The following is a 13,003-nucleotide window of genomic DNA, read 5'->3' as shown; positions in this document are numbered from 1 at the left end:
AATTTTACGGTTTGCAGGGCAGTGTCGCTGGGCGTAAGGGAAACGTTCATGCTGGCCTCCGGGACTTGTTCTTATAGAGAGCGCTGGTTCAGCACAGATCAAGGTGCATAGACAGACACCTTGGTGATGAGACGGTTTTTGGAGTATAGATGTGCAAACTTCTAATAAGAACGCACATAAAAACCGGTCCATCATGCAAAAAAACATCACCTCCCTCGGGTCGCTGAATTGGGACGACCTCAAGTTTTTCCTCGAAGTGGCCCGCACCCGCAAGGCCAGCACGGCGGCCAAGCGCCTGGCCGTCGACTACACCACGGTGTCGCGACGCATCAGCTCGCTGGAAACGTCATTGGGGACGCTGCTGTTCGAAAAATCCCGGACCAACGGTTTTGTCCTGACCGCCGAAGGCCAGCGTCTGCTGGGTTACGCCGAATCGATCGAAAGCACCCTGCACATGGCCTGCGAACAGGTGTCAGGCTCTGGGGTGGCGTTGTCCGGCCACGTGCGCATGGGCTGTACCGAGGGCTTCGGCAGCTTCTTCATCACGCCGCAACTGAGTCATTTCGTCGATGCCTACCCGGCCATTTCCGTGGACATCCTGCCGCTGCCGCACTTCATCAGCCTTTCCAAGCGCGAAGCCGACATCGTCATCGCCCTCGAACGCCCCGAACATGGCCCGTATGTGTGCTGCAAACTGTGCGACTACCGACTGCAGCTCTACGCCACCCAGCCATACCTGGACAGCCATCCTCCCATCCACCGACCGGCGGACCTGAGCAAGCATTCGTTCATCAGCTACGTGGATGATCTGGCGTTCAGTTCCGAGCTGCTCTATCTGGCGAATGTATTGCCGGGCGCCCATGCTCACCTGCGCAGCACCAGCGTGATTGCGCAGTTCGTGGCAGCGCAGCAAGGACGATCATTGGCGATCCTGCCGTGCTTCCTCGCCGCCCAGGATCCGCGCCTGCTGCCGGTGCTGCCGGAGGAAATCACCGTCACCCGGCAGTTCTGGATGTACTGCCGGGAGGATTTGAGGAAGCTCAAACGCATCACGCTGTTGTGGGATTACATCCGCGAAGTGACTGAGCAGAATCAGCCATTGTTGATGGGCGAGAGCCGAGAGATGGTATTCGCCGACTAGTCGGCGATGACCACGATGGCGACGCGACGGTTTTCGGTGCGCCCCTCGACCGTGTCGTTGGAGGCGACTGGCCTGCTACTGCCCAGCCCCCGTGTTTGAACGTTTTCTTCGCGCATGCCCACGCCAATCAATACCTTGCTCACGCTGTAGGCCCGACGTATCGACAGTTGTTCATTATAGGTTTGCGAGCCTGATGCGTCGGTATGACCATCGATCCGCACCCGCTCGATTCCGGCCCCCAGCAGAGCCTTGCCGATTCGCTCGACAATCTCGGTACTGGCCGGGTTGAGGGTTTCCACATCGCTGCCAAACAGTACTTTGCCGGACAGGCCGAAAGCCCATCCCTCATCAGTCAATTCGAACCCTTGTTGTTTGAGCACGGCGACTTGCGCCGGGGTAAGACCTTTTTGGGGTGTCGTCTGGCAGCCGGACAGGGCCAGAACGGTGATGAACAAAAGCGCGGCGAAGCGCTGCAGGGAGAGTTGAGGATATAGGCGCACGAGTCAGCTCCTGGCTTGAAGATCAGCAACCGGGTGCTCCGACCCAGCCGTGTGTTGACCGCCTCTGGCGAGGCGTTTGGCCTGATACATCGCCGCATCGGCGGCGTTGAGCAAGGCGCCTGGTGTAGCGCCATGATCAGGATAAACGGCGATGCCGACACTCAGAGAGGTCAGCACCGAGGCATTGCCGGGCAATTGAATGGGCATTTCCATGCTGGCGATGATTTTCTCGGCAATCCGTTCGGCATCCTCGGTCCGGTGCAAGGGTGCAAGCAGCACGGCAAATTCGTCCCCGCCCAGGCGCGCCACCAGGTCACCTTCACGCAACTGTGCCCGGACCCGTGTCGCCACCGCCGTCAGCACCGCATCACCGGCAGCATGGCCGAAGTTATCGTTGATACCCTTGAACCGGTCACTGTCCAGATAGAGCACGGCGACCTGCTCGTCGAGTTTGTTGGCATTGCGCAGTGCACGGATCAGCCGGCCTTCGAAAAATGCCCGATTCGGCAATCCGGTCAGGCTGTCATGACTGGCCTGGTGAGCCAGGGTTTCGTTCTCGCTTTGCAGGTGGGTTTGCCAGGACTCCAGCTCATCAAGCAGCGCGTTGAAGTCATTGCCCAGGTTATCCAGTTCGGCGATAGCGGCCGGCGGTACGCGTCGGTCGAGGGCGCGCTCGCTGCGCGCGGCATGGGCCACCTCGGCGAGGCTGCGCAGCGGCCCGGTGATTGCGCGTAACTGGCGCCGCGCCAGATACAACGCCACCCAGGCGCTCACCGCCGTGCACAGGACAATTCCCGCCAGGCCGCTAAGCAAAAACCGCAAAAGGCTGCCGCCATGTCCCGACAGTAGAACTGCGCCTATATTCTGTCCCTGATGGATGATTGGCAGGCTGATGGGCTTTTCCAGGAAGGTTTTGGCGATGTGCCTTTCCAATTCCGACAACAAGCCGGTTTCCGGTCGCTGCCAGCGAGCCAGCAGACGCCCATGCTCGTTGAACACCTCGGCATCGGCGACCTCTTCGGTGGAGGCAATCACAGCCAGCGCCTCGGTCGCCGCCACTGAGTCATCGAACACCACGGCCGCTTCAACGGTATAGCTGATCGAGCGGGCGATCAGGTGCAGGTTGTGATCGGCATAGACTCGCAGCGCCAGTACACCAAGCAACGTCAGGGAGACACTGGCCATGGTGATCGCCACCAACGCGACAATCAGGTGACCGCGACCAATGACCGAGCCCAGTGTGGGACGGATCCGTGCCGTGGGCAGATTCATGGGGCTGCTGGCCTGCGACGTGAAAGCTGTAAAACGCTGGGGTGAATGCGCACGCCACTGCGCGCCACCGAATCCAGGTTGACCTCGAACGAGACCTGTTCGTCAGCGACCCGCAGACAGAACAGGCTGCCGACGGTGCACTGATCGCCGCCTTCACTGATGCTCAACACAGGTTTACCGATCAAGGACGCGAACAGCCGGGTGCGCTCGTCATGGGTCAATCTGCCGATGTAGATCGCGTTGCAATCAGTGGCAATACTGGGGTGGTCGGCCAGCACCCGCTGCACAGTCACAGGCCGGCCAGTGGCCTGAGTCGTACCCTTGACCAAATCGTCTGTGTATTGAGTCGGCCCGACAATGCACAGCTGCAATTGCGCTGGTTCCACGGGCCAGCGGGCGTAGCTGAGAATTCCCAACACAACCTGGGTGACGGATTCGGCCCGCTGTTCAGCCCGGGTCGTGGTGGCCTGATCCTGGGCGACAACCGCAGGCGCCAGTAAGCACAGCAGGCCGGCAAGCAAATATTGCCTCCAGCCCTTGCGGCGCACTGTCTCCTGAACAGCCACACTCATGGAAAGTCTCTTGGTCGATGCAATAAGTGCCGGAAAGATAGCACAGTGCCAAAAAGCCAGCGAGGCAGCGTCCTACGGCGCTTACGACACAAGCGTGCAGAACAGCCGCCCTGGACACTGAATCGCGAAAGTCGATCGCTCAGTCAGCTCCTTCCAGCGCCAGCATCAACCCGCTCAAGCGCTTGACCTTGCGCTGAACCGCCTCTTCAAAGACGCCCGCTCGCGGCTCTATCAGACTGAACCAGTGCTTGCCCCGAGTAATGGCGGTGTACACCAATTCTTTCGTCAGCACCGGGTTCAGCGCATCCGGAAGAATCAAAGCCGTATGGGCGAACTCCGAACCTTGGGATTTGTGCACCGTCATGGCAAAGACAGTTTCTACATCGTTCAGGCGACTGGGCAGTACAAAACGCACACCGCCCTGGCCATCGTTACGAGGGAACGCCACCCGCAGAACCTGCTTGCCGGCGTCCGGCCCATCACGCTCGGGCAGTTTGAGCGCGATACCGATATCGCCATTCATCAGGCCCAACCCGTAGTCGTTGCGGGTCATCAGAACCGGGCGCCCTTCGTACCATTGATGATCGCTGTCGATAAGCTGGGCCTTGAGCAGTGCGGCGGTGATGCGCTGGTTCAACCCCGCGACGCCCCACGGGCCTTTGCGTACGGCACAAAGCAGCTGGAACTCGTCGAAAGCCGACAGGACTTCCCGAGCCCAATCGGTCCAGCAGCTGTCCTCAAGCGGTCGGGAAATGGCCGGGCGGCGCTGACGCAACAGGCTCAAGTAATGCCGATAACCCTTCGGCCCTTCTGCCTTGCCGTCGAGTAACAAGCGCTCCAGCGCCCCATCGTGTTCGCCCCTCAGCGCCAGGGAAAACAGGTCGCTGAACTTGCCTTCGAGCAGCAGTTGACGGGCCTGTTCCGGTTGCTGCTGGTTGACCCGACGCGCCAGTTGACCGATCCCACTGCCCTCACCAAAGCGCCGCGAATGCCTGAGCATGACCACTTGCTGGGCCAAGGCATGAGTGCCATCGAGGTCTTGCCGCAGATCACTGGCCGCCAGGTTTTCACCGCTGACCGACTCCAGCCAGGCCAGGGTCCGGGGGCTGTACCAACCCTCCTCGGCGTCCCGACACAGGTCCCCCAGTACCGCACCGGCCTCAACAGAAGCCAGTTGGTCCTTATCACCCAGTAATACCAGTCGCGCATGAGTCGGCAGCGCATCCAGCAGATTGGCCATCATTTCCAGATCGATCATGGAAGCTTCATCGATCACCAACACATCCAGTGGCAAGCGATTGCCCCCATGATGGCGAAAATGTCGGGTACCAGGCCGACTGCCCAACAAACGATGGACCGTGGTGACATCACAGGGAATACGCTCGCGCACGGCGTCAACCACATCGAGGGTGCGGACCTGCTGGCTGATGGACTCGGTCAGACGCGCCGCCGCCTTGCCTGTGGGCGCGGCCAGGCGGATCCGCAGCGGTTTGCCTGCCTCGACAGCGGGCGCCTGAAGCAAGGCGAGCAAGCGCACAACCGTGGTGGTCTTGCCGGTACCCGGGCCGCCAGTGATGATACTGAAGGCTCCACGGGTCGCCAGCGCACAGGCCAGTTTTTGCCAATCGATCGGGCCAGCGGCGTTGGCCGGCCCGAACAACCCGTTCAAACGCTCGCGAAGATCATCAGGTGCCGCTTCATGTTCGGCAAGCCGTTGTCGCAACGCCTCATCGATCCGCCGCTCATAAGCCCAATAACGACGCAGATAAAGCCGCTTACCTGATAACACCAAAGGGCGCTGCCGCGCTTCTTCATGCTCATCGACGGCCAAGGCCACCAGAGCACTGGAAGCCAGGACCTTGCACCAGTGAGCCCCATCGAGGGTCCGTAGTATTTGCGAGGGCAACAACTCTACCCCCGTTTGCGAGTCGCCTTCAGGCGGCAGTGACAGGGCGAAATCCGGCTCCTTGAGCGTTTCGAACAGATCCAGGCAGACATGCCCGTGACCCAACTGATGGCTGGTGAGCGCCGCAGCAAGCAGCACCAACGGATCATCTTCAGGCGCGAGCTCATGGAGGAAGGCGACGAATGCCTTGTCCAGGGCGCGCAACCATCCTCGTTCGACCCAGCGGGTGAGCAACAGCAGCAAGTCATCCGCGCGGCTCAGCGGAGCCAGATCCATCAGGCTCTCGTCATCAGACGATTTGGGTAACAGATCGGCAAAAGAACGTTTCATAGCAGCTCCCCCTGTTCCCATGCCGGTTCAGCCTTTGGCTCGCAAACCCCTTGGAACATGCGGTCCAGTTGCTCGATCAGCGCCCGTGGAGGCTTGGTGAAGTAAACGCCCTGACTGGCTGAGCGGGTACCGCGCAGGAACAGATACAACGCGCCACCGACATGCCGGTCGTAGTCATAGCCGGGCAGGCGCGCCTTGAGCTGACGGTGCAGGGCCAACAGGTACAACACGTATTGCAGGTCGTAGCGATTGTCGAGGATCGACTGTTCCATGGCCTGCTCGGTGTAGGCCATGTCATCGACACCCAGCCAGTTGGACTTGTAATCGGCCACGTAATACCGGCCCTCGTGCTCGAACGTCAAATCGATGAAGCCCTTGAACATCCCGTTGAGCAACACCGGCTCAGCGGCCACGCGAGCGACACCGCCATGGGTGAATTGGCAAACCAGTTGGTCGAGCTTGAGCACATCGACCTTGTGGCTGGCAAACCAGAACTCCATCTCGACCTGAAACCGGGACAGGTTCTCGAGCACCACCGGCGCCTGGTCACCACCTATGTGCATAGGCAGTTTGATCAGGTGTTGCAGCCAGTCACCCAGGGTAGCGATCCAGCCTTTCCAACCTCGACGATTGCAGCGCCGGGCTATGGCATCCTCGATGGCGGTTGGCGTAGCTTCAAATCCTTCGCCAGCGGCCCACTCCAGCAGGCCATGAAGGAATGTGCCGGGACCAGGGCCGCGAGGGAAGCGGTGAATATCGCCACCCACGGCAACAATTTCCCTTGGGGCATCGGGGTCAAGCCGCTCATCGTCGAACAGCTTCTGAGCCTGCGGGTTCTCCGGCGCATCATTGCTGCCCGCACTCAGGCTTTCCCCAATACGCAAGGCGCTGTAGGAGGCGATCCACCAGTTTTCGCTGGCTTTGCGTACGGGTATCAAAGGTTCAAGCAATACCGCTTCGTTGCGTGGCGGCCGGTAATGCTCGTCGGTGGCCTGGGGCATCTCCTGATAGCTGACCACTGCGCTGCCTTGTTGCAGGTCCTCCAGCCAGCGCTTCAACTCCACCGATTCGACTAACGGCACACCACCGCCCAACAGATAGCCCAATGCGGACAGGTGCAGGATCGAGCTGTTGTTATTGCCCCGTTTGAGATCAGCCACACCCAGCCAGCAAGCGTGTTGTGCGCGGGTCAGGGCCACGTAGAGAAGCCGCAGATCCTCGGCCAGACGCTCGTCATCGGCCTTGGCGATCAACTCGGCGGTAGGCTTGAGGCTGATCTGTGCCTTGCAGGCTTCATCGTGGTAATGCAAAGGCAACCGACTGCCATCCACCGGTTTCGTCGAACAGATGAAGGGCAAAAACACCAGTGGATATTCAAGTCCCTTGGACTTGTGAATCGTGACCACCTTGACCAGTTGCTCATCGCTTTCCAGGCGCAGGATCTGTTCTTCGCCAGCCTGCCCGGACAGCGCCAGGTGCTCGGACAGATGCCGAATCAAAGCTTGCTCGCCATCCAGCTCACCGGCGGCCTGTTGCAACAGCTCGCAAAGATGCAGCAAATTGGTCAGCACCCGCTCGCCGTCGCTGCGCGTCATCAAGGCCTGGGGCAGCTCGAAATCATGTAGCAGGCGACGCAGCATGGGCAATACGCCCTGGGTACGCCAGACCGTACGATAGCCTCGGAACTGCATGACCCGACGCTCCCAGGCCAGCTCATCCTGATTGAGACGTTCCAGCTCCGTCAGCGCAAGATTCAGCGTGATGCTGGCCAGCGCTGCCCGCAGTGGCCGCTCGACATCCGGCTCGGCGCAGGCCCTGAGCCAGATCAGCAGGTCCCGCGCTTCCTGTGAAGCGAAGACCGAGTCTTTGTCGGACAGATAGACACTGCGCACTCCCCGCGCGGACAGCTCGTCGCGCACGGCCTGAGCTTCTTTGCCGTCACGCACCAGGATGGCGATATCCGCCGGGCGTAATCCCTGGAGCGTCTTTTCATCGACCGTAAAGCCATCGCGCCCCGATTGGCCGCCATTGAGCAACGCCGTGATCTCACTGGCACAAGCCGCCGCCATGTGCTTCCGATACACCGCCCCGGAAAGCGGCTGATCAGAAGACAGGTGCCAGATATTCATTGCGGCAACGGGTAGCCCGTTGACTTGCAAGGACTCCTTGCGCCCTTGGGACTCAACGGGCTGGAACGGCACCGGGTTCTTGCCCGACGGTTCACGAAACAGAAAAGCACCGCGCCCTTCAGGGCGAGATTCGGCATTCTGGAAAATATGGTTCACCGCACTGACCATGGCGTGGCTGGAACGGAAGTTTGTTCCCAGCGTATGCAGCCTGCCGGCGGTGGCTTCGCGGGCGCGCAGGTAGGTATAGATGTCAGCGCCGCGAAAAGCGTAAATGGCCTGCTTCGGGTCACCGATCAGGAACAGCCCGGTGTCGGGGTTGCTTTCTGCGATGTGGTAGATGCTTTCGAAGATGCGATATTGAATCGGGTCGGTGTCCTGGAACTCATCGATCAGCGCCACCGGAAACTGTTCGCGGATCAAGCTCGCCAGCCGCGCTCCACCTTCGGCTCGAAGGGCGGCGTCCAGACGCAGCAGCATATCGTCGAAGCCCATCTCCGCGCGGCGCCGTTTCTCCGCCTCGAAACGTGCCCCCACCCATTGCGCGGCATGTTGCAGCACCGCGGCATCGGGAGTGGGCAAGGCTTCCAGGCTGGCCTTGAGACCGGACATGGCGTCCAGCCCGGGATGACTGGGCACTTCGCCTTTCCAGGCCTCGGCCATGCCCTCGGGGGTCAGGCGTGTGAATCCGCTGCCGATGTCCAACAGCTCAAGGCTTTCGTCCTCCACCCAGGCATTGATTTTCTGGAACCACGGTTCGAAGTACCGGGCCTGCATCTTGCGCCCGTCGACGCTTTTGTTGGCGACGCCTTGCTGGCAGATCTCCAGCAACTCCACGGCCCATTGCCGCCACGGCGCCTTGAGATCGAGCAAGGCGGCACTGCGCTCCTGAAGCGATGCGACGATCAGTTCGGCCGGTTCAAGCCCCTCAGCAGCATCGCGTTCGCTAGAAAACAGGCCTCTGACTCGCGGCAGCAGCGCAGCGGGCCCGCCCCAATGTGTCCGCACCCAATTCAGCGCCTCACCTTGCATCGAGTAGCAGAACAGCCGCCAATAGTCGCGAAGCACTTCGCCAAGCAAGTCGCTGTGATCGGTTTCCAGGGTCTGGGTAAACAGGCTACCGCTGTCAAAAGCATGTTCACGCAGCATGCGCTGACACCAGCTATGGATGGTCGACACTGCTGCTTCATCCATCCATTGCGCAGCGATGTCCAACCGGTTCGCACAGCCAGGCCACTGCGTTGCATCGAACTCATCCCGCAACTCGGCGATCAGCGAATCCGGGGCGGCAATTTCATCACGAAAGAAGCGCGCCGCCTGGGCCAGACGCATGCGGATACGTTCACGCAATTCCTTGGTGGCAGCGTCCGTAAAGGTCACCACCAGGATCTGCGGAGGAAGCAGTTCGCGACCAAAGCCGGTAGCCGGGCCGCCATGCCCCAGTACCAGACGCAGGTACAACGCCGAAATGGTAAAGGTCTTGCCGGTACCGGCGCTGGCCTCGATCAATTGACTGCCACGTAGCGGGAAGGCCAGGGCGAGTGGAGGCTGGCGAGTCATGAGCTTACCTCCTCGCCGGCCAATGAACGCCATGGTGCTTCGAGCAGTGGCCGGTAAAGAGCATCGCACCAGTCGGAGAATGTCTCGTCGGCCGTCAAGGCATCGAAGTCAGCAAACTGCCGGGCCAACGCCGGACTTTCCCGCCGCTCACCTTCAGAGTTCTGCCCGTCGCCTTCGTAGGCTTTTCGAGCAGCCGCATCGGCTTTGGCTGGATCGCTCTGGCCGAGCCAGGCGAAGGCGGTCTTCACGGCGACGGGAAGCGGCTGACGCATACCCGCCTGCCAGGCTTGCAATAGATCGCCGAGCAACCGTCGTGCCACGGGCTCTTCAAAAGGAGCCAGCAGCAAACTGTCATCACTGGCCACCAGTGCCGTCGTCATCGAAAAGCCGTTAGCGCACGCAACAAGATGATTGACCCAAGGACGAATCAGACGATGCCATTTACGGGTCTTGGGGGAGCCAATACCGTTGGGTATGGCACTGATGGTGAGAACCGCTCCATCCGCACGCTGGTGCAGACCACTCAGCCAGCCCTCGACGCTCACGCCATGCAATTGCAAACTGACAGGCAAGGCACTGGTCAACGGTGTGGGCCATAACGCCAGAAGCTGCTGGTAACGCTGGAGCAAATCAGGCAAGGGCTCGATCAATTCACGTTGCATGCATTCACCGAAACCGGCCATCGGTAACAGGCCGCTGTTCTGCAGTCTTTTGGCATGAGTGGCCAGTGCCAGATCCGGTTGATCGAGGCGAACCAGGGCGGCCTCCAGCAAGCTGTCGCTCAGGCTGTAGCGTTGCAGCGCATCGAGAACGAAGGGTTCGTCATCTGCCAAAGGGGCCTCGATGGCCTCGAAGAATATTTTGAGTCGTTGACTGAAGAAGTGCCGGACGGGATTGCGCAGAAAGTCCTGCAGTTGCCCAAGGCCCAAGGGCTCTTCCTGAACATAGGGTTCCAGCACCTGGCTTTGGGCGGCGTGTTCGTGGGCACCGTGGAGCATTCGCCATTCACTGGCGTAACTGAACAATGCACTGCCTTGATGAAAATAACGAGCACTGAACGGTTGCAGCGGATGTTCCTGGGTCAACGCCTCAAGAAGGTCCCCGCGGTCATCCGCCAACCGCCAACCGCTGGCGAGATGATCCCGCAGTTGGCCGACCAATACTGAAGCAGGACGGTCGCTGTTGTCGCGGATGCTGCGTCCGACCCAACTGATATAGAGCTTTTCCCGGGCTGAAAGCAGTGCCTCCAATAACAGATATCGATCATCTTCGCGTCGGGAACGATCCCCGGGGCGATAGTCGCTGCCCATGAGATCGAAATCCAGGGGCGGTTGTGCTCGCGGGTAATCACCATCGTTCATACCCAGCAGACACACCAGTTTGAAAGGAATCGCGCGCATCGGCATCAGGGTGCAGAAGTTGACCGCTCCGGCCAGGAAACGCTGGGACAGTCGGCCCTGATCCAACCCTGCCAACCAGGCCTCACGGACAACAGTCAGGGGCAACTCATCCTGCAGGGCAACCGACTCACAGGTCTCCAGCCAGGTTTCACGCAAGTCTTCGAGTTGGGCCAGCAGATAGTCGTCATGTTCGTTGCTCGCCTGGAAAAACAGTTGCATCAGATCATGCAGGCGCGAGCCCCATTCTTGCGGTGATGCAGGCCGGGTGAGTTCCTGATGAGCGACTTGCAAAGCATCCAGCAACGCAACCAGAGGACCGATCAACGCCGCATCCAGGCCACCAATTTCATCATAGGGTTCGATGCCGTCATAAGCGCCCGCGCTGCCGACGGCATACCCCAGCAGCATGCGCCGAAGACCGAAACGCCAGCTGTTCTGCTCAAGCTCCGCGGGTAATCCCAGTCCGGCACGATGTTCGGCACTCATGCCCCAGCGGATACCGGCACCCTCGATCCAGCGGTGCAGCGTAGGCAAGTCAGCTTCATCGATACCGAACCGCTCACGCAACGCCGGAACATCGAGCAGATCGAGGATTTCGCTGACCGGAAAGCGGCTATCCGGCAGCTTGAGCAAGTGTTCGACAGCGATCAATAACGGATCACGTCCACGCTGGCCCTGATCAGTGAGGGTGAAAGGAATGAAACGGGGATCAGTTCTTTCAAGCTGACCGAACACAGCGCGTATATGCGGTGCGTAGCTGTCGATGTCCGGGACCATGACGATGATATCCCGGGGGCGCAGGCTCGGATCCGCACTGAAGCGGGCCAGCAACTGATCGTGAAGGATTTCAACCTCGCGCTGAGCACTGTGGGCTACATGGAAACGGATAGACCCGTCCTGCTCCGTATCCACCGCTGGCCAGTGTTCCCGGGTTTCGTTCAGGGGGCGCAGCTCGAGAATGTCATCCTGCAGTTGGCCGAGAAGGGTCGTGGGATTCCCCTCGCTGAACAGGTCGATCCGTCCATCGCGAAATACCGAGCGATAACTGTTGGGATCGTCGTAGCTGTCGAGCAGGTTGATATAGTCACGCCCCTGCTTGCCCCACGCAGCCAATAATGGATGAGCATGCTGGTGCAAGGTCTGCGGGTCGAGGACAACGGGCATTCCGGCCTTGCGGGCCTGGCGTTTGTATTGGTGGCGTAGCAGGTCCTTGTCGGCGACGATGTCCGCCCAATGGTGGCGACATGGGTTATGAACGCACAGCAGAACCTGGCTAAACCGTGACAGACCGGCAAGTGCTTCAAGGACTTGGGCCGGCAGAGAAGAAATGCCGAACACTATCACCCGCGCGGGCAGGTTCCTGGGAGCCACTTCCAAACTGTTGATACGCTCGATGTACCGTTGATGAACCCCAGCACGGCTTTGGGCCATGCCTTGCTCCCCTACATCCATCAAAAGGGCCCGCCACAGTTCGGCCTGCCAACAGTTTTCTGGCGCGAGCGGCTTGATTTCGCCCCGGACATTTCTTGTCTGGTGCCGACCTTCCGCCCAGTCCTCCAGCCAATCCGCCCGGTACACCTGGTATTGGTCAAACAGATCGGCAAGACGCTCGGACAACTGATAACGCTTGCGCAAGTCGGTGTCGTGGGTAAGGAAACGCCGCAGGGGCTCGAAATGGGGCTGCTCGATCAACTGTGGCAGAAGGCGCATCAGCCGCCATGTAAGTGGAGCCTTATCAAGCAACGACTTGGCCGGAATTTCGTCACGTCCCAGGACCGTTCGATAGAGTTGCCACATGAAACTGCCGGGCAACTGCACATCAATGGCGGCGGCGATACCGCAGCCACCGGTATCGTCATCTTCCGGATCCTCAGCCAATGCCAGCTTCAACCATTGGGCGATGCCATTGCTTTGAACCAGCGCGATTTCATTTTCAAGAGGCCCCAGCGGATAGCGCCGCATCAAGCTGATCACCAGGCTGCGCAACTCATCCAGGCGATTCCCGTGGACCACCATGAAAGCAGGGCTTAAGGACGTCGCGTCCGGCATAAAGGCATCCTTGAAAATGCAAAAGCTAGGGCCGAACCTTAGCACTGTCGGGGGGCTGTGACAGCCGGGAGCTGTCCGTGCTTGTCGTAAGAACTTTCCTGCGGGCAAAACAAAACCCCTACCTGCGTCAGCAGATAGGGGTTTCGG

The 13,003-nt window shown here is 60.0% G+C and carries 7 protein-coding genes; 1 reads left to right on the top strand and 6 read right to left on the bottom strand.

Annotated features, from left to right (window positions below):
* Positions 1–193: 193 nt before the first annotated feature.
* Entirely contained in the window at positions 194–1,141 is a 948-nt protein-coding gene (locus tag GSM73_RS11195) for a LysR family transcriptional regulator (protein ID WP_107322983.1), read from the top strand.
* Here the strand turns inward: GSM73_RS11195 and GSM73_RS11190 are convergent.
* The 6 genes from GSM73_RS11190 to recC form a co-directional block, all read right to left on the bottom strand.
* Positions 1,138–1,641 (bottom strand): OmpA family protein, encoded by a 504-nt coding sequence (locus GSM73_RS11190; RefSeq protein WP_107322984.1) that lies wholly within the window; start codon positions 1,639–1,641, stop codon positions 1,138–1,140. The two genes, GSM73_RS11195 and GSM73_RS11190, sit on opposite strands and share 4 nt — an antisense overlap.
* Positions 1,642–1,644: 3 nt before the next feature.
* Positions 1,645–2,913 carry a diguanylate cyclase domain-containing protein gene (locus tag GSM73_RS11185; RefSeq protein WP_107322985.1) on the bottom strand — a complete coding sequence of 423 codons (1,269 nt, stop codon included), beginning with the start codon at positions 2,911–2,913 and terminating at the stop codon, positions 1,645–1,647.
* Positions 2,910–3,485: a YfiR family protein gene (locus tag GSM73_RS11180; protein ID WP_047229521.1), complete on the bottom strand. Its 576-nt coding sequence runs from the start codon at positions 3,483–3,485 to the stop codon at positions 2,910–2,912. The genes GSM73_RS11185 and GSM73_RS11180 overlap by 4 nt, the downstream gene beginning before the upstream one ends.
* Positions 3,486–3,624: 139 nt before the next feature.
* Entirely contained in the window at positions 3,625–5,721 is a 2,097-nt protein-coding gene (recD, locus tag GSM73_RS11175; RefSeq protein ID WP_160892553.1) for an exodeoxyribonuclease V subunit alpha, read from the bottom strand.
* Positions 5,718–9,407 (bottom strand): exodeoxyribonuclease V subunit beta, encoded by a 3,690-nt coding sequence (gene recB / locus GSM73_RS11170; protein WP_160892551.1) that lies wholly within the window; start codon positions 9,405–9,407, stop codon positions 5,718–5,720. Before recB ends, recD begins: the two co-directional genes overlap by 4 nt.
* On the bottom strand, positions 9,404–12,856 hold the full coding sequence (gene recC / locus GSM73_RS11165; protein WP_160892549.1) for an exodeoxyribonuclease V subunit gamma: 3,453 nt from the start codon (positions 12,854–12,856) through the stop codon (positions 9,404–9,406). The genes recB and recC overlap by 4 nt, the downstream gene beginning before the upstream one ends.
* Between the last annotated feature and the right edge of the window lie 147 nt (positions 12,857–13,003).

This window comes from Pseudomonas sp. PICF6, from assembly GCF_009831705.1.
GTDB classification, from domain to species: domain Bacteria; phylum Pseudomonadota; class Gammaproteobacteria; order Pseudomonadales; family Pseudomonadaceae; genus Aquipseudomonas; species Aquipseudomonas rhizophila.
This window is presented reverse-complemented; position numbering and strand designations above follow the sequence as displayed.